General features: G+C 60.7%; 23 protein-coding genes. 14 read left to right on the plus strand and 9 right to left on the minus strand.

The window, feature by feature from the left end; genetic code table 11:
- Nucleotides 1-4: 4 nt before the first annotated feature.
- The 3 genes from NJLHNGOC_RS15970 (at nt 5) to NJLHNGOC_RS09270 (ending at nt 1375) form a co-directional block, all read left to right on the plus strand.
- Nucleotides 5-160 carry a hypothetical protein gene (locus NJLHNGOC_RS15970; RefSeq protein ID WP_010512122.1) on the plus strand — a complete coding sequence of 52 codons (156 nt, stop codon included), beginning with the start codon at nt 5-7 and terminating at the stop codon, nt 158-160.
- Nucleotides 161-232: 72 nt separating this feature from the next.
- Nucleotides 233-1132, plus strand: a complete 900-nt coding sequence (locus NJLHNGOC_RS09265) for an ArdC family protein (protein ID WP_113596141.1) — start codon at nt 233-235, stop codon at nt 1130-1132.
- Between the two features lie 57 nt (nt 1133-1189).
- On the plus strand, nt 1190-1375 hold the full coding sequence (locus tag NJLHNGOC_RS09270; RefSeq protein WP_239021444.1) for a hypothetical protein: 186 nt from the start codon (nt 1190-1192) through the stop codon (nt 1373-1375).
- Between the two features lie 31 nt (nt 1376-1406).
- On the opposite strand, the gene NJLHNGOC_RS09275 is transcribed toward NJLHNGOC_RS09270, so the two are convergent.
- Nucleotides 1407-1829 carry an SMI1/KNR4 family protein gene (locus tag NJLHNGOC_RS09275; RefSeq protein ID WP_113596142.1) on the minus strand — a complete coding sequence of 141 codons (423 nt, stop codon included), beginning with the start codon at nt 1827-1829 and terminating at the stop codon, nt 1407-1409.
- A 229-nt stretch (nt 1830-2058) separates the two neighbouring features.
- Nucleotides 2059-2571: a hypothetical protein gene (locus NJLHNGOC_RS09280; protein WP_113596143.1), complete on the minus strand. Its 513-nt coding sequence runs from the start codon at nt 2569-2571 to the stop codon at nt 2059-2061.
- A gap of 358 nt (nt 2572-2929) precedes the next feature.
- Between NJLHNGOC_RS09280 and ssb the strand changes: the two genes are divergently transcribed.
- The 5 genes from ssb to NJLHNGOC_RS09305 all read left to right on the plus strand — a co-directional run bounded on the left by ssb (nt 2930) and on the right by NJLHNGOC_RS09305 (nt 8259).
- Entirely contained in the window at nt 2930-3400 is a 471-nt protein-coding gene (ssb, locus tag NJLHNGOC_RS09285; RefSeq protein WP_113596144.1) for a single-stranded DNA-binding protein, read from the plus strand.
- Nucleotides 3401-3980: 580 nt separating this feature from the next.
- Nucleotides 3981-5180 carry a DUF3991 and TOPRIM domain-containing protein gene (locus NJLHNGOC_RS09290; protein WP_113596145.1) on the plus strand — a complete coding sequence of 400 codons (1200 nt, stop codon included), beginning with the start codon at nt 3981-3983 and terminating at the stop codon, nt 5178-5180.
- Nucleotides 5181-5309: 129 nt separating this feature from the next.
- Complete coding sequence (locus tag NJLHNGOC_RS09295) at nt 5310-5645, plus strand: hypothetical protein (protein ID WP_113596146.1); 336 nt, start codon at nt 5310-5312, stop codon at nt 5643-5645.
- Nucleotides 5642-7693, plus strand: a complete 2052-nt coding sequence (locus NJLHNGOC_RS09300) for an ATP-dependent helicase (RefSeq protein ID WP_113596147.1) — start codon at nt 5642-5644, stop codon at nt 7691-7693. Before NJLHNGOC_RS09295 ends, NJLHNGOC_RS09300 begins: the two co-directional genes overlap by 4 nt.
- Nucleotides 7694-7824: 131 nt before the next feature.
- Nucleotides 7825-8259 (plus strand): chorismate mutase family protein, encoded by a 435-nt coding sequence (locus NJLHNGOC_RS09305; RefSeq protein ID WP_113596148.1) that lies wholly within the window; start codon nt 7825-7827, stop codon nt 8257-8259.
- Here the strand turns inward: NJLHNGOC_RS09305 and NJLHNGOC_RS09310 are convergent.
- A complete protein-coding gene (locus NJLHNGOC_RS09310) occupies nt 8253-8858 on the minus strand; it encodes a nuclease-related domain-containing protein (protein WP_239021445.1) in 606 nt (201 codons plus the stop codon). The genes NJLHNGOC_RS09305 and NJLHNGOC_RS09310 overlap by 7 nt on opposite strands.
- A gap of 154 nt (nt 8859-9012) precedes the next feature.
- A complete protein-coding gene (locus NJLHNGOC_RS09315; protein ID WP_206059757.1) occupies nt 9013-9426 on the minus strand; it encodes a winged helix-turn-helix transcriptional regulator in 414 nt (137 codons plus the stop codon).
- A gap of 100 nt (nt 9427-9526) precedes the next feature.
- Here NJLHNGOC_RS09315 and NJLHNGOC_RS09320 point away from each other — a divergent pair, with 100 nt between their 5' ends.
- The 4 genes from NJLHNGOC_RS09320 (at nt 9527) to NJLHNGOC_RS09335 (ending at nt 12623) form a co-directional block, all read left to right on the plus strand.
- Nucleotides 9527-10546 carry a zinc-binding alcohol dehydrogenase family protein gene (locus NJLHNGOC_RS09320; RefSeq protein WP_113596151.1) on the plus strand — a complete coding sequence of 340 codons (1020 nt, stop codon included), beginning with the start codon at nt 9527-9529 and terminating at the stop codon, nt 10544-10546.
- A gap of 65 nt (nt 10547-10611) precedes the next feature.
- Nucleotides 10612-11046, plus strand: a complete 435-nt coding sequence (locus NJLHNGOC_RS09325) for a cupin domain-containing protein (RefSeq protein WP_014106786.1) — start codon at nt 10612-10614, stop codon at nt 11044-11046.
- Nucleotides 11047-11569: 523 nt separating this feature from the next.
- Complete coding sequence (locus NJLHNGOC_RS09330; RefSeq protein WP_113596152.1) at nt 11570-12250, plus strand: hypothetical protein; 681 nt, start codon at nt 11570-11572, stop codon at nt 12248-12250.
- Between the two features lie 70 nt (nt 12251-12320).
- A complete protein-coding gene (locus tag NJLHNGOC_RS09335) occupies nt 12321-12623 on the plus strand; it encodes a hypothetical protein (protein WP_102325775.1) in 303 nt (100 codons plus the stop codon).
- Nucleotides 12624-12975: 352 nt separating this feature from the next.
- Here NJLHNGOC_RS09335 and NJLHNGOC_RS09340 read toward each other — a convergent pair whose 3' ends face one another.
- From NJLHNGOC_RS09340 to NJLHNGOC_RS09360, 5 genes are all read right to left on the minus strand, one after another.
- Nucleotides 12976-13383 (minus strand): hypothetical protein, encoded by a 408-nt coding sequence (locus NJLHNGOC_RS09340; RefSeq protein WP_113596153.1) that lies wholly within the window; start codon nt 13381-13383, stop codon nt 12976-12978.
- Between the two features lie 13 nt (nt 13384-13396).
- Nucleotides 13397-14209, minus strand: coding sequence for a hypothetical protein (locus NJLHNGOC_RS09345; RefSeq protein WP_113596154.1), 813 nt, complete (start codon nt 14207-14209; stop codon nt 13397-13399).
- A gap of 110 nt (nt 14210-14319) precedes the next feature.
- Entirely contained in the window at nt 14320-14814 is a 495-nt protein-coding gene (locus NJLHNGOC_RS09350; RefSeq protein WP_113596155.1) for a hypothetical protein, read from the minus strand.
- Nucleotides 14814-15644: an FAD-binding oxidoreductase gene (locus NJLHNGOC_RS09355; protein ID WP_113596156.1), complete on the minus strand. Its 831-nt coding sequence runs from the start codon at nt 15642-15644 to the stop codon at nt 14814-14816. The genes NJLHNGOC_RS09350 and NJLHNGOC_RS09355 overlap by 1 nt, the downstream gene beginning before the upstream one ends.
- 3 nt (nt 15645-15647) lie before the next feature.
- Entirely contained in the window at nt 15648-16223 is a 576-nt protein-coding gene (locus NJLHNGOC_RS09360) for a hypothetical protein (RefSeq protein ID WP_113596157.1), read from the minus strand.
- Between the two features lie 392 nt (nt 16224-16615).
- On the opposite strand from NJLHNGOC_RS09360, the gene NJLHNGOC_RS09365 reads away from it, so the two are divergent.
- Entirely contained in the window at nt 16616-17368 is a 753-nt protein-coding gene (locus NJLHNGOC_RS09365) for a BRO-N domain-containing protein (RefSeq protein ID WP_113596158.1), read from the plus strand.
- A 59-nt stretch (nt 17369-17427) separates the two neighbouring features.
- Nucleotides 17428-17721, plus strand: coding sequence for an HU family DNA-binding protein (locus NJLHNGOC_RS09370; RefSeq protein WP_025440137.1), 294 nt, complete (start codon nt 17428-17430; stop codon nt 17719-17721).
- Nucleotides 17722-17778: the final 57 nt, after the last annotated feature.

The raw sequence follows: 17778 nt of genomic DNA on the forward strand, positions 1-17778 counted from the left end.
GGAAATGGCACAGAACCGCATCGCGCCGCCGTCCCGCCCTGCCGTCGAAATCGCCAAATTCGTCGCCATCGTGCTCCTCTGGACGGCCTCCATGGTCACTTTCCTCCTGCTGCCCGACGTCTTCCTCGATCCGTGCACGGGCATCATCGATCTCAGGTGACACCACCCTCGCCATCCGCTGCCCATCCGCGCCGCCCTTCGGGGCGGCGTCTGTATTTTCTGGAGACTGATTATGGCCAGGACCGAACGTACCGACATCCACCAGTCCGTCACTGACCGCATCATCCGCGAACTTGAAGCGGGAACCGTGCCATGGGTCTGCCCATGGAACCGCGCGAAATGCGGCATTGCCCTGCCGCGTAATGCCGCGACCGATCGGGCCTATTCCGGGATCAACATCCTGATGCTGTGGGGTTCGGTAGAGATGCACGGGTTTTCTACCCAGAAATGGCTGACGTTCCGCCAGGCGCATGCGCAGGGCGGCAATGTCAGGAAAGGCGAGAAGGGAACGACAGTATTTTATGCTGACCGCTTCACGCCAAAATCGGAAGCGGGTTCCGACGAGCCACGTCAGATTCCGTTTCTAAAGCGGTTTACGGTGTTCAATGTTGAGCAGTGCGAGAACCTGCCGGAGAGCATGGTTGCGCCGACCGCGCCGCTGCCGGAACGCGAAATCGTGCCGCACGCGGAAGCGCTGATGCGCGAAACCGGGGCGGATATTCGCATCGGTGGTGACAAGGCATTTTATGCCCCGGATGCGGACTTCATCCGGGTTCCGCCTCAGCAGTCCTATTTCAACCAGATCGACTGGTACCGAACCGTCTTTCATGAGATCGGGCACTGGACCGGGGCTGAAAGTCGGCTGTCGCGCACCTTTGGCAGGCGGTTCGGGGACCATGCCTACGCAGCCGAGGAACTGGTCGCAGAGATGACATCTGCTTTCGTATGCGCGGAACTGCAGATCGAGCCGACGGTCCGCCATGCGAATTACATCGGGAACTGGCTGGAACTGCTGAAGGCTGACAAGCGCGCCATTTTCACCGCAGCGAGCGCAGCTTCAGCCGCGGCCCAATACATTTTCAGCCCATCGGCACATCAGCCGTCCGTCGAGGACGTGGCGTCTGCCGCCTGACATCCAACCCTGAAAACCCGTGCGCCCGCGAGGGCGCGCTGAGCGATGGAGTTCATCATGCCTGTCTTTTCCCTGATTGCCACTCCCGCCGTGCGCATCCGTTCCGACGGCTGCGCCATCCTTCAGGCGCTGCCTATGGAACACCTTGGTGCACGGGGGATGACAGAAGCCCGGACGCTCGCGGAAATCTCGGCTGCCGTAACGCTTTACGGTGAGAGGACCGCCAGCGCGCATCCCGGGTGATCATGGCAGAACAATTATACTCACGTTCGGATTATGCATCTTCCAGCCAGACGTCCTGCACCCAGGTTGCCAGATTTGGCCATGTTTCATCAGATGAACCATTCTGGTCCCAGAAGCGCACAATGCCATTAGGCGTCAGGCAATAATAATCCCCGTTATCTTCACAAATGGGGAGCCAGGCTTTTGGTACGCCCAAAGCATGAGCCTCATCGCATGTCGTTTTGAGTTCGCCGTATACATCTTTCTTCCCGCTCTCCAGGGTGAGCAGTGACAATGTTCCGACAAAAGCATTACTGACGGTTTTCAAAATTTTTTTGTAATCATTGCTAAATAAGAAACCGGTCATTTTTTCATATTTTTCAATAAGTTCGTCGTCCGGCAATGTTCTTTTTCGCCCTGAAGGCGGGTCAATTTGATTTATTTTGTTTATAACTGAGTCTATTGAAGCATTCATGTTCGATTAAATCCGAGTTTATATCCAGGATATTTAGCTATTTTTTAACTGAGAATTTCCAAATCCACCAGTGTCGCGCCGTAATATCCTTGATGTCCATTTGACGTGCGGGTCGCAGCAAAGAACACGTCGTGCGTGACAAAGCGGAATTGGCCCGTCTGCAGGCAAAGCATGGGGGAACAGTGACGGCAGCGGATGCATCCGTGGCCACCGTGCAACTCGGGCTGCTCTAGCCCTGGGCCATGTGCCAGAAGCCATGCCCGTCGAGGCACCTGCCCAGGAACGCCAGTGCGGCACGCGGATATTTCCGGATTTCCAGAACGCTGCCGGTGGGTACCTCCATGTGGTAGGCGCCGATCCGGGCAGCGCAATGCGGCTGGCCGCGCAGGAATTTTATGCCCCTGCCGGTGCGAACTGCCTGCCGTGGACCAAAAACGCCCACAACGTGACGGCCACCGAGGTAAATATCGGCGTTGAACTGGCGCCACAGCGGTGCCCGGACATCCTGCTCGTCGACTTCGACCTGCACGGTGCAGCAGTCATTCCATGCATCTGGCGTGCCATCCACGCCATACAGGGTCTGGCAGAGCTGGCGGATCGCCGGCTCATGTTCGGGCAGGAAGGACCAGCCGATTTCCTTGCCGAGAAATCGTCCCCTGTAACGCCGGGCCTGGATTGCCAGTTCGGGATGAAAGTCGGCCTTCAGGGTGATGCGTCCTTCCGACGCAGTAATCACCGCCATGATGAACTCCCAATGTAGAGACAGGGAAATTCTAGGACGACTATCATAATTGTACAAGAATAAATGACACGATTATGAGCGAAATAGAAAAATAAAACAGAAATCAAAATCCAAAAGCATGACCTCGGCCCCCTGCCGGGTCTCTGACCTGGTCTTTGCGGTCTGAAGCGGTCGTCGTCGGGCGCAACCCCCAGGCCTGCGGTCGGGACGGCACCATGAAGCCGCATGCGCGGCTTCCGCACCACTGCCGCCCCGAGAGGTTGCGCCCGCCGCCTGTGGCCCGCTTCCGCGCGACCGCACCAGGTCAGAGATCCGGCAGGGGCCGGAGACGACCAGGAAGGAAAAAAGGAACAAGACCATGAGCCAGTCAGTCAATCGCGCCATCATCATCGGTCACCTGGGCCGGGATCCGGATCTTGCCGCACGCAGGGAAGGGGAGGGCAAAATCGCATCCTTCGGCGTGGCGACAAGTGAAACCTGGACCGATCGCGCTAGCGGTGAGCGCCGGGAGAAAACCCAGTGGCACCGCGTCGTCTCTTTCAACGATCACCTTTCAGCCGTGATCGAACGTCGGTGCCAGAAGGGAACGCTGGTCTATGTCGAAGGCCATCTCGAGACACGCAAATGGACCGACCAGCAGGGACAGGACCGTTATGTGACCGAGATCATCATTGATCGGTTTGATGGAAACCTGAAGGTGCTGGCCAATGGTCGAAGCACTGGCGATGGACGTTTTGATGAAGAGCGTCCCTCGCGGAGCGCTGCACAGCGCCCCGTTCCTGCCGCAACTTCCAACGCGCAGGAATTGGATGACGAAATCCCGTTTTAGGCCGCGCGGTGTTCCGGGTCGTCAACGACCCGGAGCATTTTGCCCGTTCAGGGAGAAGAAAGTGCGGTTTCTGCCGCGCCAGTTCCCGTCATGAATACTGGTGAGGACTGACAGGCCTGATGGCGCGGGCTGTCGGGAAAGCCTGTCGGCCGATATTGGAACGCCGGTCGTCCGTCCACATCGGGGATGAACTGTGTCTCCCCTGTTTCTCTATCGACCTTTATACGGGCTCGTGAACCTTATTTTTTCGTCAGTCGCATGATGTGGGCGCAGGCAGGATCCTACACAGGGAGTATCTGGCGTCGTGAATGCCCGCTCGTCCATAGTCCCGGTAATGCGTGCGCAGTGGCGCGGGCACGTGCCGTTTGCTGCCGCGCGTAAACTGCGGCCATTCGTGCGTCCTGTATTCTTTTGCAGTTCACGCAGAATAAAAAACCTCAACGCGGATCATCAGGACGCAATATCTCGACGAACCATACAGAGGTCGTCGTGTGTTTCCGCGCGATCATCTCAAATACTCACCGTAAATACCGGAGCGGTCTGAAACACAATCCATGCTGTTCGTGAAGGAGTGTCTTTCATGGCTTACACGTCTTCCCCAGAAGCACAGCAAAGAGAACTTGATGAGCTTCGCAATGCTGTAAACTGCGCCGTTGTTCTGGAGAAAGCCGGGTTCCGGCTGGATCGGCAGGCCACCGCGCAGCGTTCCGCCCGTAACCTGAAATTTCGCCGTGACAGTGAGGCCATTATTGTCAATCACGATGGCAAGGGCTGGTGGGACCCCAAGGGCGACGGCAAGGGCGATGTCTTCAAGCTTGTCCAGTATCTCGATCCCTCGAAGAACCTCGGTCATGTCAGGCAGGAACTTCGCGCCCTGATCGGCAGGAGCCCGACGCTCGAAGTTGTCGAGCGTACGAAGGGAGCCGCTGACAGACCGCGGCGCGATCCCGCTAAACTGTGGAACCGTCGCACCGCACCCGGGCAGGGGACGGCTGCATGGCGCTATCTGACGGAGATCCGTGGGTTGCCCGACCATATTATCGCGATTGCCGGACAGCAGGGGGCGCTGAAGGAAGGCCCGCACGGAACCGCCTGGTTCGGCCACCGGGATGCGGACGGGCAGTTCACCGGGATGGAAATGCGGGGGCCGGATTACAAGGGGTTTTCGACGGGCGGGGTTGGCAAGCGTCTCTTCGGTTTCCGGGCCGACGGGGGAGAAGAACCGGTGACGCGCCTTGTCGTCACCGAGGCGGCCATTGATGCACTGTCCTTTGCTGCACTCGATCGCTTTCCGAAGGGAACGCTCTACACCTCGACAGGGGGCGGCATGAGCCCAGAGAGCGAAGCGAACCTGAAACGGGTCATGATGCAGGTCGCCGCCCAGCCTGAAGCGCGACTGGTTGTTGCCGTTGATAACGACCTGCAGGGGGATCGTTATGCCGGGAAATTCGCTGCGATGGCACAAGACGTCGGTCTCTGGTCAGGACGGGTATCTCCGAAGGGGCCCGGAGAGGACTGGAACGCGGTCCTGAGGACCCGCAGGGAAGGAATGCAGGCAGGTTCTGTTCCCGTTGCGCCCTTGTGCCGCCTGTCCGAAGTCCTGGGTTCGGGGTCGAAAGCGCAGCCGGAGACGGTATCTCCGTCATGGCTGGGTCAGGCCGAGGCGCACGGCACGCAGCGGCCGCCGCGGGTTTCGGCTCCGTTATTGCCTGCGCCGTCTGAACGTGTGGGGAAGCCCGCTGGGCCACGGTCAGGTTCATCACCGGGGCTGTCCTTGTGAACCAGCGTGAGTCCTTTGGGCTCACCGGACAGACGGCATCACGGGATGATCGTCATTTACGGCTAGCGTGCCACAGAGGCGGGCGCCGAACGGTCCTGCGCGCAGGATCATCTCACATAGGAGAGGGTCATGGGATCTGTTTCAGACTATGCGGATCTGGGGATTACGCGTCTGGCGATGAAGGCAGACCTTGCACGAACGTTTGCCCGCTCGCGCCCGGCTCGAGGCATCTGGAACCGCCACCTGCGCCAGCGTTTGGCGCAGGCAGAAGATGATCCCCCGATACCGCAAAGTGCAGTCCGCCTCTACGAGCGGCCGGGCTGTCCTGTCGGCCTGGTTATCGATGGACGCTGGGAAGGTCAGCTTGGGAACTGGGATCTTTCCTATCCGGCGACGATCCTGCTCTCGACCGGTAAGATCACTACCACCCCGGGTTGCGTGGCGGAAGGGCTGGAAGAGCTATGACCGGTGATCTTCCCGTTCCGCGCGCGCTTGCGCCAGTCCTTGACAGTCTGACGCCAGAACAGCGGCGTGCGGCGATGGCACTGGGATATGTTCTGGTTCTGGCAGGGGCAGGCACCGGCAAGACCAAAACCCTGACAGCCGGGGTCGCAACCCGCGTCGAACTGCATGGCATGGTTCCTGGCCAGATCCTCTGTGTAACCTTTACCAACAAGGCCGCCCAGGAAATGCGCAAGCGCATCGGAGACGTTCTTGGGACGCACTCGGTACCCACATGGCTTGGAACGTTTCATGCCCTGGCGGCCCGACAGCTACGGGCCGAGCCTGAAGTGGCGCAATTGCGTAGCGGTTTTGACATTCGTGACGCCGAGGACAGTCTCGCCATTGTCCGCCGCCTGATCAGGACTGTCCCTAAGGAAAAGCTTCCCGTGCCGCAGGAAGGAGCGCCAGGAGATGCGAGACAGATCAAAAAAATGGCCGAGCGGATTGCGCGGCTGAAAGAGGATCTGATCACACCGGTGGCTGCTTTCGCGCATGTTGAAAGCCTGATCGGCAGGCGGCAGTCGGCGAATCTCCATGTGGATCACGAAAGCTGGCGCTTTGTCGTCGGGTTGTATGGTCGTTACCAGGCGATCCTGCGCGAGCAGAACGCGGCGGATTTTGGTGATCTGCTGATGTGGCCGACCCTCGCGATGCTGCATGATGCGGCATACCATCGCCGGTGGTCCGCCCGTTTTACGGCCGTGATGGCGGACGAGTTTCAGGATGTGAACCGCGCCCAGTACCTGTGGCTCACATTGCTCAGCAGGACGTCTGGTGAACTGTTCTGTGTGGGTGATGATTCCCAGAGCATCTATTCCTGGCGGGGGGCGAAAGTCGGCTTCCTGCGGAACTTCCCGCGTGAGTTTCCTGCTGTGAAGACGTTCAAGCTCGAGGAGAACTTCCGTTCCACCAGCAATATTCTTGATGCGTCGAATGCGGTGATTTCATTTGACCCGTCGCGGATCGAAAAGACACTGTTTACACGTCGGGGCGAGGGCCTCCCGATCGAGGTTCTGGGGTTCTCCTACGCCACCGAGGAAGCTGCGGCGATCGTCCGGGAGATTGGCCGTCGCGCAGCGACCGGCGTCGCCTGGCATGACATGGCTATCATTTACCGCCAGAACCGGCTCTCCCGAACGCTGGAGGAAGCATTGCTCCACGCCCGTGTCCCCTACGAGATCATCGGGGATGTGGGTTTCTATCGGCGTACCGCCGTCAAGGACGCTCTGGCCCTGCTGACGCTTTGTGCATGGCCCGATGAGCGCAGGTCGGACGAAGCCTTTCGGCGGATGGCCAACCGGCCCCCGCGGGGCCTTGGCGCCAGGGGCCTGGGGAAAATCGAGATAGAGGCTTCGGCGGGTGGTCTGTCGCTATGCGCGGCGGCCACACGGACCCGGCTGTCCCCGAGATGTGCCGTGGCGCTGCAGGGATTCGTCCAGATTCTCAGACAGATCGGATGTCGGGAAGGGGAAAGCCTTGGGGGGCGCCTTACCGGCCTGCTCGAGGCAACAGGGTATCTGGACATGCTGCGGGCTGATGATTCGGATGAAGCTGCAACCCAGCGCGAAAACCTCGCGGAACTGATCGAACTGGCCCAGGGTTTCCGGCGCGTGGAACACCTCCTGGAGCACGCGGCACTGGCAGGCGGAGCACCTGGAGAAAAAGGGCGTGATCGCGTTCAGCTCATGACCATGCACCGGTCGAAAGGACTGGAATTCCGTCACGTCTTTCTTCCTGCGTGGGAAGAGGCGATTTTCCCCGGTGCGATGTCGCGCAATTCCGAAGAGGAGCGTCGCCTTGCCTATGTGGCGCTGACCCGGGCTATGGAGCAGGCCACGATCACGTTCTGTTATTATCGCCAGGGCGGATCTTCGTGTCCGAGCCGGTTCATTGACGAAATTCCACTTGAGAACCGGATCGGCGGCTGGAATCACGGCAGGAACGAACCACGTCAGTCTGACGGTCATTGGAGGCAGGTTGATCCGGAACTGAATGCGCTTGGCTTGTGAATGCGGACAATGCATGCTCCGGTAGCGGCGACATGCGTTCGCACGGCCGGGGCATTGCACCAAACAGGCTGGTTCCGTCCGACGCTTCGGTCTTAAATTGCTTTTCTTTTTGGTCGAAGGACGTCTGCTTTATGGCGAAAAAGCCAGTGCCGCCGATTGAGCCCGATGACTGGGATGACGACGAGGCGGGTTTCCTGCAACCTCTGGAGCCACCGCCGCCCGTCCGGGACCCGACGGATCTCAGGCCGCATACGCGCCAGCTCACCGAACTTCTCCGGGCCAGATTTCCCGACAGATGGGTCGGTGTGGAAATCGGCACGCTTCCGCTGCGGTGTGAGGACGACCTGTTCTCCGATTTCATCGACCTTGGAGATGGCCTCGGGGTTCGCCTCGATTATGATCCCGAGGAGCCGGAGCGGGTACTCTGGATCAGTGCCGGCAACCGTGACCATGGTGGTGAGCCACTCGACTTTCCCCGCGATGGCGAGGCCTGTCGCGGGCGCATGCTTTCAACCGGGGAAATCGCGGAACTGCTCGATTTTCTCGACAGGAAGGCCGCTTACTGATGCCTGCTGGCATGGCAGGCAAGCCCGATGCGCCGCCATGCGTCAATCAGTGTGCCCCGCGGCACGTTGCGTTCAAGATCGTGCAGCAGGGTTTCCAACCCGGAAAGGGAAAGGGTGCAGGCGACAAGCGCAGGTGACAGGACCGCAGTTCCCGTCATCACGACGTGGCTGAAGACCTGGATGGTCGGGTCCACGAGGCGGGCCAGCGCGTAGACGGCCCGGCAATGGGCGGCATTCTGCATCACCGGGCTGTAAATCAGCCGGGGCGGGGCGTCGGGTGCCTCGCCCGCGAAACGCTGCCGCCACCGTTCATCTTCCGGGTGTCCGGTCAGTTCGCCGCCATACCGCTTTGTCTCCACGACATGGATGCCCCTCGGGTTGAGGAACAGGTGGTCAATCTGGGTGGTCCTGCCGTCACCTGCCGGCAGTATGGCGTTGTGCAGCACGGGCAGGCCGCTCCGGTCGAGCACGTGGGCTACGGCGCTCTCTCCTTTCTCGCCCTGGATGGCGGCGCGAAAGGACCGCCATACCTGCATCTCATGGGCTGTCAGCCGACATTTGCCGGGAAGCTTCACGCGATGACGTCGAAGTCTTACCACGCAGTCTCCCCCTGTGGTTCCATGGCCCCATAGCGTGTCCCGTATATCTGTCCGTCATGCGACTGGGGCGGGAAATACCGGGAACCGCGTATGTTCCGGGTGAGAGTCCGGGTGCATGTCCGCAACGTGGATGCGGATCACCAATAGTGCCCGCTCACCCGCCAGCCTGAACGCAGGAGACCGGACAATCGGCGGCAGGCTCGTCCAGATCCGCAGGGGCTTCAGGATCCCGCCTGAACCCGGTATTCTCGTCCCCCCATTTCTTGAGGGCCATGATGACCGGCTCCAGGGTCCGTCCCCGCGGCGTCAGGCTGTATTCCACCTTCGGGGGCACCTCGGCGTAGACCGTCCGCTGGACAAACCCGTCCTGCTCCAGTTCGCGGAGCTGCGCCGTCAGCATGCGCTGGGTGATATTGGGCAGGCGCCTGCGGATTTCGTTAAAGCGCAGGGTTCCCTCAAGCAGGTGGTAGAGGATGACCCCTTTCCATTTCCCGTCGATCAGCTGAAGCGTCGCTTCAACGGCACAGCCGGGACTGCAATCAAGTGATTTATGCCGGATACGGGCCATGACGGTATCATTTCCGATACTATGGGCGTTAAAAGTGCGTTCTTGTCCGAACCCAGCATAATGCTCACTGTTCTCCTTCATCAACACAGGAGCAGACATCATGCGTGCCGTCGGTTACCAGACGCCTCTCCCGATCGACAATCCCGCATCCCTTCAGGACATCGATCTGCCGAAGCCGGTCCCTTCAGGGCGGGATCTCCTGGTGGAAATCAGGGCTGTGTCGGTCAATCCGGTCGATACAAAAGTCCGTCGCAGCGCCACGCCGGATGCGGGTCAATGGCGGGTTCTGGGTTGGGACGCCGCCGGGATCGTTGTCGGCACCGGGCCTGAAGTCACGGATTTTGCCATCGGGGATGAGGTTTTCTACGCAGGCGCGCTCGATCGCCCGGGAACCGATGCCGAATTCCACCTGGTCGACGAGCGGATTGTCGGCCGTAAGCCCCGTTCCCTGAACTGGGCTGAAGCCGCGGCCCTGCCGCTGACAGCGATCACCGCCTGGGAGATGCTGTTCGATCGCCTGGACATCCGTCGGCCAGTCCCCGGCGTGAAGCCGGCCGTGCTGATTATCGGGGGTGCGGGCGGGGTCAGCTCCATCGCCATCCAGCTGGCCCGGGTCCTGACCGATGTCACGGTCATCGCCACCGCCTCCCGGCCAGAAACGCGCGAGTGGGTAAAATCCCTCGGGGCACATCACGTGGTGGATCACAGCAGGCCTCTTGCCGCGCAGGTCGCCGCCCTTCCGACCGGCGCGCCCGGCTTCGTCTTTTCCACGACGCAGACGGACCGGCATATGCCAGAGATTGTTGCGCTGATCGCGCCCCAGGGGCATTTCGGCCTGATTGATGACCCGGCCGCGCTCGACGCCCTGCCGCTGAAGAAAAAAAGCCTGTCGCTGCACTGGGAGCTGATGTTCACCCGCCCGCTGTTCGGCACAGCCGATATGGGCAGGCAGGGCAAGATTCTCAACGACGTCTCACGCCTCGTGGATGACGGGCGTATCCGCACCACGCTTGGCAGGAACCTCGGCCTGATCAAGGCGGCGAACCTGCGGCAGGCCCATGCCCTGATCGAGAGCGGTCAGGCAAAGGGCAAGATCGTGCTCGAAGGTTTTCCTGGCTGAAATGGAGAAGACCATGAAAGCGCTCGACGAGACATGGTGTGGAACATGGGCGGAGAACAGGCCTCATGACTGATGAAAAGCACCTGATGACCCTGAACCGTACCGGTGGGCGGTTCGATCTCAACAGGATTGCGGCAGCGTTCCCGAAAACCGCGGATACGATGCTGCTGGATACCTATCTGACCGACAGGCCGGAAGCCAGCATCAGGGTGTTCCGGATCTATCGGGACGTGCCGCCGCATTATCATACCCAGTGTGATGAAGTCCTCCATGTGCTTTCCGGAGAAGGGACATTCTGGATTGATGATCCGGCTGAAGAAGCACCGTTTGTCCCCGGGCACCTGCTGGTCTTTCCGCGGCGTGCGGTGCATGCGGTGCCGCGTATCCTGCGTGATCCTGTCATTTTTCTTGCCATCGACACACCGCGCCGGGCACCGGATGACGTGGTGTTCGTCAATCCTGCCGAAGGCACGCCTTCCGGCTTCATCAAGAGTATCTGAAGTCATGTCGCGGGTCACAGATGAACTGGATCTGTGTCCCTGCAGCGCATGCCCGCAAAACGCGGCGTAAGTCCTGGGCGTCTGGAGACGGTTCCCTTTCCTGAAAGGCCCGGTTCGGGAAACATCTCTGTTCAGCAGGAAAAAAAGAAAATCAGGGGCGGCCCCTTCGGGGTTCTCTCACTCTGGTTCGCTAAGCGGCTGCGCCGCTAACCTCACTGGAGCCCCCTGCGGGGTCTCCACGCTTTCGCGCAACGGTTCGACCGCTCGCCCGGGGGTTCTTCAGGATGAATACTTATGAGATGCTTGATAATACTGTGATTAATAAAATGGGCATAAGGAAATAAAGGGAACAAAAACAGTAGTAAACTAATGTTTACTTTTAATATATTGTCTTTTTTATTGTATTTATATTCTGTCTGTACTATTCTTTATTTGTGGAGAGGGAAATGGTTCCCGCCACAGACGCCCCGCCCGGTGCTCCAACACCGGACAGGGCTGACGCCAGACAGAAAGGCCTAGTTTCATGTCCAACGCTACCAACACAATGACCGCCGCCCTCGCTTCCGCGCAAGAGAAGAAAGCCGCCAGCAAGGCAAAAGCGGGCCAGAAGGCCCCCGCCGCCCGCCGTTTCGAGGAAGCGGCCCGGCGCGCGCCTGTCATCACCATAGAGGCCGCCGAAGCCCTGATCCCCGTTCCCGACCAGATCACCAAGATCGTTTCCCATTTCGGCCTTGAGGACTTCGACGCCGACGCCCTCGCGGAAACGGCCCGGCAGGCTTTCACCGTCATCGCCCGCAGCCTCTCGCCCGTGCTGGTCGTGACCACATGGAACGGCGAGCAGAACGACAAGGGGCTGGAAATGCACCTCCAGCGCATGGCTGGTGCCGCTGTCGCGTCCGCGTTCGGGGCCGCCCAGTTCTATGACGCCAAGCGCGCGCAGGCCCGCGAACTGTCCTCACAGTTCAACGAGTATCGCGAAGAGGACCGGATGGGCGTCGACGGGCTGGAAAACAGGGCGGCCAACGCCCGCCGCTTCGCAGCCGAGCAGGGGATCAAGGCCGCCGCTCTGGTCGCGTCCGCCCGCGGGGCCCTTGCCGCCTACGAGGACATGATCGGCACCCCGTGGAAGCCCTACACGGCCAGCAACGCCCGCACCATCGACCAGCGGGCCGCAGCCGCCGAGATGGACGCCCTCGGCTTCTGACCGACCCGGCCGGACCCACGGCGGGTCCGGCCACCCACGGCAAGGTACCTTTCCGCAAGGATCGACCCGCATGAGCGAATATGAATCCATGGCAGACCGCGACGAAGCCCTTGCGCTTTCGCGTGCTGCGCCCCACCACGCCTGGGTCCTGACGGACCGGGATGTCTGGCATCGCAATCCTTTTTATCACGGCCCGGAAATGCCGCATCCCGAAGATGACGGCGCGCATGACTTTATTGCCGACCACGGCATCGACGCATGGCGGGAGGCGACCACGGCCGCAAGGGCCGCAGCCATCGCCGCAGCCGAAGCGAAAGCGCGCGAGATCGCGGACGCCCCCGACCCCTGGTGGCCCGACGATCCAACGCCTTGAGAGACCACGCCGCAGGAGCCCGGAAACCGGGTTCCTGCTTCTGGTGTCCGGGGTCGCCATCGTGCTTGCAAAAAAATGCCCTGAAACCAGCATGTCGCCGCGAGGTGCCCGCCTCAAGCCCGCTGCGCGCCGCGCTTCGCGCGGTGAGGACACGCCCCTTTCAGTGAACAGGGCCGCCCGGATCGCAGGGCGGTGCCCCGCGCTCCGGGCAACCCGGTCCACCTCAGGGGCATGCCCTCAGGCTTGACCCGGGCACCTCGCGGCCCTCCCGGCGGGCAGCGGCCTTCCCTGTTCCGCTCCCGGGAAAAACAATGTCGGTCATGCAGCATGCCGGACTGTGGGGATGACAAATCTACTGTGTCGCCCTGCCGAACACGAAGCCAAGCTTGCCGTCATTCATGACGTAGGGCGTGCAGGTCATGCCGGGATGGACCGCGTCGTAGGGTTTCAGCCATCTTGTCGAGACCCAGCCGGGACGCAATGCAAGGGTCATGCTCCGGACGTAGCCGTTCGTGGGCGGTGCGTCCGTGGCGATCGGGAGTACCGCCAGCGCAGGCGCAAGGCTCGGGGCACCGTCCCGTGGTTCGCTCTGCAGCGGGATCGGATGCCTGAAGTCCATCATGACCCGCTCCGGCGCATCAAGGGCCATGCATCTGTACCCGTCGAGCGCACGGACCGGGGTTCTGTGCAGCGCGAAGGCCGGGTGGCTGAGGCTGCAGGTGAGGGCCGCAAGGATCGCGGCCCGGTGGGAAAACCTCATGCTGGACTCCTCGTCAGCCGGTCAGGATCGAACTGGACGCGGCACTGCCCATTTTTGCTGCGACCGCCGCGCGCCATTGGCCGACCGTGGTGGTTGAACTGATATTGTTCCCCGACATTGCCGTGCTCGATATGTAGGACGACATGAGGCTGCTGTCGTCGGCCGTAGCGATTTCAGCGCCAGCGCTCGGGCCAAAGTTATAATAGGCCCGGGCATCAAGGGCTGTCGGGTTACTGATGCCGCTGTGCTGCAGGCTGGTTGCGGCATCCTTGAGATACTGCGCTGCAGCTACCGCCTGTGTTGCTGGGTCCTGCTGGCCCGCCGTGCCGCTGGTGATGGATGAGGCCAGCGAGGGGTCTGCGGCCAGTGCCTCTCCAAGGGTCTGGCTGTATGTCCCGTTGCTCATCTGGAATGCGCCGGTGATCGTACTGCCGTTTCCGGCCGTGTAGAGGTTCTGGCAGCCGGATTCCACCACGCAGGTTGCGGCGAGCGCTGATGGATTGACGCCCAGCGCCTCGGCGTTCTGGGCTGCCGCATAGCCCCATGACTGCTGGTATAGGGTCTCGAGCGCATCGCTGTCGGACGTGCCTGCTGTCGTTGTCTGCGTGACGGCGCCGCTTCCGCTGGTGGCCTGGGCTGTGCCCGTCGTGTCCGGGGTCCAGCCACCGAGCCCCGGTTCCTGATAGGTTGCGTTGACATGTGTCGGGAGCCCCCCCGGCACGTTTACGGTCTGTGCGTGCCCGATCGGCGGCGCGACGAGGCCGCACGTTACGAGGACCACGGTCGCTTGCGTCGTGCGGCGGCATGGAAAGGGGAGCCGGGTCACCTTGGCCTCCTGTTGCGAGGCGGACAGGATCGGCCGGCATCATGCGACCTGTATCAGTATTTTGTACGGCGTTTCGGTTCCGGCCCTGAGCGTGTCCGTTATGGGCACGCTCAGGGCATCCGTCCGAGCGCAAATCCTGCTATCAGGACGATGGAACTGTAGCCCAGGATGCGAAAGGCCGTCTGCAGGTTGTACCGTCTGGTCATGGCCGTGGCCTGGCTCTCGATGGCGCCCCTTAATCCTTTCGTCATATCCGCCGTGATCGCGAGGAGTTTCTTCTCGACCAGTTTTTCGTTGATGGTGCGCAGCGTGTGCACCGCTTCAATGCCGTCCCTGAGGTGGCTGCGGATGGCGATCGTGTCCTGCGCCAGGGTTTCGCGCTGCTGTTCGGCCACCAGCCTGCTCTCGGCAATGGAGCGGATGGAGGCGCGCCTGGCTTCAATGCAGAGGGTGCCGATCTGGTCTATCGCGGCGACCAGCGCCGAAAGCACTTCGACTTCTGGCGCGATCGGACGCTCGACCCACTGGGCGGCGACCCGGCGCAGGTTCTCCATTCGGACCGCGAATTCACGGTCTGCCGCCTCGATGTTGCCCTGGGCTGCCATCAGACATTCTCCATAACCACGTCGGGCAGTCCCTTCGGCATCCGGGGCAGATAGTCCGCTCCGAGGTCGCGCAGGAAGAGGGGCACGTCCCGCTTGAGCCAGCGATTGACCCGCAGCCTGTCGAAGACCGAGCTTTTCGGCTGTCCGGGAACCGGCTTGTTTGCAGCAAAATCCATGAACGACTGCCCACGATCCGCGATTTTCTTCAGCCCGTTGATCGCGGGGAACACACCGTGCGCGGCTCCCCGGTCCAGAGCGTTGAGCACCGCTTCGTTTTCGAGGATCTGGCTTACCGCCTGCGGTGTGTCGATACCGACGGGAAGCAGGCCTTCATTTATGACAATAGCCGTGCGGGGCGGCAGGAAGCCATGCTGCTCCTGAAGGTCCTGCAGATAGTCGATGTCCGCATTCTCCATGCCGATCATGAAGATCGTCACAAGCGAGATCCCGAGTTCGTTTAGCGCCGCGACAAGGGGAGATGAGCGGATCAGTTCGTGCATCGCGGTCCATCCTCCCCCGATGTCGAGAATCGCATCATGGCGGGATTCAACCAGCTTCTCGATCTGCCCTTCCAGCCAGGCAGCCTGCCCGGTCGGGGACATGCTGTCCGCTTCCAGAACCTGCGGACCAAGCGATGAAAGCGTATGCGAGCGGTTCATGGAATCCGTGTTCCAGATCTCCGGTCTTCCTCCCTGCTGGGCCGTGATCTCGGCCAGTGATTTGAGGAATGTCGTCTTTCCCACCCGCTGGCGCCCGATGGCTACGAGCAGGGTTGGGCGTGTCACCAGCACCGTTGGTTCTGCGGCGTCTGTGATCGTGGCGGATGCCATGCCTTACTCCCGATGAAAACCGGGCTCCTTTCGCTTCAGCCGCGCAAGAAGATCCCGCTTGATGGCCTCGGCCCGGGCGCGACCAATGGGAAAGTTCTTCTCCCCGGTTGTCTCGCTGCCCGAGCATGCTGGCACTGTCGCGGGCAATGATGCGACCTGCGCGTTTTTTTCGGCGGGCACTATTTGTGTGGGAACGCCAGTTCCATCGGGCGCGCGGCTTACGCGACCGTCATCGACAACAGCGGGCGTCCAACCGCGAGGGAAGCGGCTGGGTTGCATGGTGCTTTCGGTGTCAGGAGATTGAGGAACCTGTTCAGCTTCCGGGTGCATGCGGCGGGTGTTGGCCATACGGCGCCAATAGCGTTCCATACGCTTCATCGCTTCCTTTTCGTCCGGAAGGTCAAGGCCATCTGCTCGGGCTGCCGCAACATAGGGAGCCCAGGAATCCCCTTTTGATCGCAGTGCGCTTATGTCCTCGCAGTTGGTGAGCAGCCACCGATAGAGAGGTGTCGCACTGTCTCGGGCCCTATGGTTCTCGATGAGTGATTTCAGCCGTTCCTTGCCGAACCTGCTTGTCATGATTCATCCCCTCCTGCATCCTCGATCGAATGCAATACGGCCAGATCATACCTGGGTCGCAGCCTCGTCAGCATGCAGATTCTCACATGTAATCTGCGTGCGCATACTCATGAGCGACCCATATACCTACCCTTGACGCACGGACGGAACGACTGTTTCACGACCCTACGACGACCCATCGACATACCCGAGGCCGACATTGCGCCTACCCATAAATAGCGGGTCCTCATACACCATTGCACCGTTGGTGCGGGCGGCTTCGCCGCCAGGAGCGGGGGAGTTGGAAAGGGTATAAGCAATGCTTAGACCCTTCCGGATGCCGCTGAGCTCATTTTAACAAGAGGTCGCATGTTCCCCGCGCACAATCTCCTTAGGAAAAGGGGAGATATGAGATGCGAGATACCATCCCTAACAGGCCACGAGTCAGGAAGCCGGTCAGTGATCCGGTTCAACCTATTCTGCATAAAAGCGAACGAGACTATCTGACATTCGAAGACACCCGCATCTCAGTTCAGGAAGTCACCGGAAGGCGATGGATCTCGGCCCGGGAGATTTGCTCCATATTGGGCCTCAGCAATCCTTCTGCGACGGTCAAACGGCTTGATGATGATGAATATTGCCGTATTGGCGTGGTGACGGCAGGCGGGATGCAGGACCAACTCTTCGTTAGTGAAAGCGGAGCCAATCACCTGACGTTCATTTCTCGAAAGCCTGTTGCCAAACGGGTTCGGCGCTGGATTACTGGAGAGGTGATGCCACAGATCAGTCGAACCGGTGCCTATATCCCCGGTGGATGCCCCGGAAGTGGCGTGCAACTTACAGTCACCAGCAGCCAGATGGATCTTCTCAGGCGCCTTTCTCGGCCCGGTCCTCACATGGTTTTTGTGATGCCGGGACAGGAGCCATACATTGAGGAGGTTGATCCTCACCAGTTCATTCGCGATCTGGATCGTCACGACGTGGAGGGGCTGGTTCATGCCATGAACCTGATCGGGTCGGTCTGGAGCGTATGCCGCAAAATCGACGGGGTGATGTATTGTTCCGCCGTTCTGCAGAGTGGTATTGGTCGCCAGCTTGATGACGCCATTCGCATCGGGGTAGACCTGTCCCGCAGCATCATCGTGCCCACCCGAGAGAAATCATAAAGCCGCCACGGTTGTGATTCGATCTTTCCGTGTCACCTTAATTGAAAGAGACAGCGTTGATGAAAAGTACCGATCTGATTGACCGTATCGCCGAAGCCACGGGCGGCACGAAGGCCGATGCGAAGACCGCTCTTGAGACCGTCCTGACCTCTATCGTTCAGGCTGCAGAGGTCGGTGACGAGGTATCGCTGCCCGGCTTTGGCAAGTTTACCGTCCGGCACACCGCTGCCCGCATGGGTCGCAATCCGGCGACCGGTGCTGAGATGCAGATTCCGGCCTCGCGCAAACTGGTTTTTGCGCCGGCCAAGGCCGTCAAGGACCAACTCACCGGGGTCAACCAGAAGAAGGCCTGAACGGTCGCATGATTCCGCGTCACGCTTCCCGTGATTCTGACACGGGGGGTGACGATG

The sequence above is a fragment of the Novacetimonas cocois genome, from assembly GCF_003311635.1.
Taxonomy (GTDB): domain Bacteria; phylum Pseudomonadota; class Alphaproteobacteria; order Acetobacterales; family Acetobacteraceae; genus Novacetimonas; species Novacetimonas cocois.

Excerpts from the sequence above, each read along its gene's own strand:
- ssb (WP_113596144.1), top strand. The coding sequence starts at position 2,930 with ATGAGCCAGTCAGTCAATCGCGCCATCATCATCGGTCACCTGGGCCGG.
- NJLHNGOC_RS09270 (WP_239021444.1), top strand. The coding sequence starts at position 1,190 with ATGCCTGTCTTTTCCCTGATTGCCACTCCCGCCGTGCGCATCCGTTCC.
- NJLHNGOC_RS09360 (WP_113596157.1), bottom strand. The coding sequence starts at position 16,223 with ATGACAAGCAGGTTCGGCAAGGAACGGCTGAAATCACTCATCGAGAAC.
- NJLHNGOC_RS09370 (WP_025440137.1), top strand. The coding sequence starts at position 17,428 with ATGAAAAGTACCGATCTGATTGACCGTATCGCCGAAGCCACGGGCGGC.
- NJLHNGOC_RS09290 (WP_113596145.1), top strand. The coding sequence starts at position 3,981 with ATGGCTTACACGTCTTCCCCAGAAGCACAGCAAAGAGAACTTGATGAG.
- NJLHNGOC_RS09365 (WP_113596158.1), top strand. The coding sequence starts at position 16,616 with ATGCGAGATACCATCCCTAACAGGCCACGAGTCAGGAAGCCGGTCAGT.
- NJLHNGOC_RS09320 (WP_113596151.1), top strand. The coding sequence starts at position 9,527 with ATGCGTGCCGTCGGTTACCAGACGCCTCTCCCGATCGACAATCCCGCA.
- NJLHNGOC_RS09295 (WP_113596146.1), top strand. The coding sequence starts at position 5,310 with ATGGGATCTGTTTCAGACTATGCGGATCTGGGGATTACGCGTCTGGCG.
- NJLHNGOC_RS09300 (WP_113596147.1), top strand. The coding sequence starts at position 5,642 with ATGACCGGTGATCTTCCCGTTCCGCGCGCGCTTGCGCCAGTCCTTGAC.
- NJLHNGOC_RS09280 (WP_113596143.1), bottom strand. The coding sequence starts at position 2,571 with ATGGCGGTGATTACTGCGTCGGAAGGACGCATCACCCTGAAGGCCGAC.
- NJLHNGOC_RS15970 (WP_010512122.1), top strand. The coding sequence starts at position 5 with ATGGCACAGAACCGCATCGCGCCGCCGTCCCGCCCTGCCGTCGAAATC.
- NJLHNGOC_RS09355 (WP_113596156.1), bottom strand. The coding sequence starts at position 15,644 with ATGGCATCCGCCACGATCACAGACGCCGCAGAACCAACGGTGCTGGTG.
- NJLHNGOC_RS09325 (WP_014106786.1), top strand. The coding sequence starts at position 10,612 with ATGACTGATGAAAAGCACCTGATGACCCTGAACCGTACCGGTGGGCGG.
- NJLHNGOC_RS09350 (WP_113596155.1), bottom strand. The coding sequence starts at position 14,814 with ATGGCAGCCCAGGGCAACATCGAGGCGGCAGACCGTGAATTCGCGGTC.
- NJLHNGOC_RS09265 (WP_113596141.1), top strand. The coding sequence starts at position 233 with ATGGCCAGGACCGAACGTACCGACATCCACCAGTCCGTCACTGACCGC.
- NJLHNGOC_RS09340 (WP_113596153.1), bottom strand. The coding sequence starts at position 13,383 with ATGAGGTTTTCCCACCGGGCCGCGATCCTTGCGGCCCTCACCTGCAGC.
- NJLHNGOC_RS09315 (WP_206059757.1), bottom strand. The coding sequence starts at position 9,426 with ATGGCCCGTATCCGGCATAAATCACTTGATTGCAGTCCCGGCTGTGCC.
- NJLHNGOC_RS09330 (WP_113596152.1), top strand. The coding sequence starts at position 11,570 with ATGTCCAACGCTACCAACACAATGACCGCCGCCCTCGCTTCCGCGCAA.
- NJLHNGOC_RS09305 (WP_113596148.1), top strand. The coding sequence starts at position 7,825 with ATGGCGAAAAAGCCAGTGCCGCCGATTGAGCCCGATGACTGGGATGAC.
- NJLHNGOC_RS09275 (WP_113596142.1), bottom strand. The coding sequence starts at position 1,829 with ATGAATGCTTCAATAGACTCAGTTATAAACAAAATAAATCAAATTGAC.
- NJLHNGOC_RS09335 (WP_102325775.1), top strand. The coding sequence starts at position 12,321 with ATGAGCGAATATGAATCCATGGCAGACCGCGACGAAGCCCTTGCGCTT.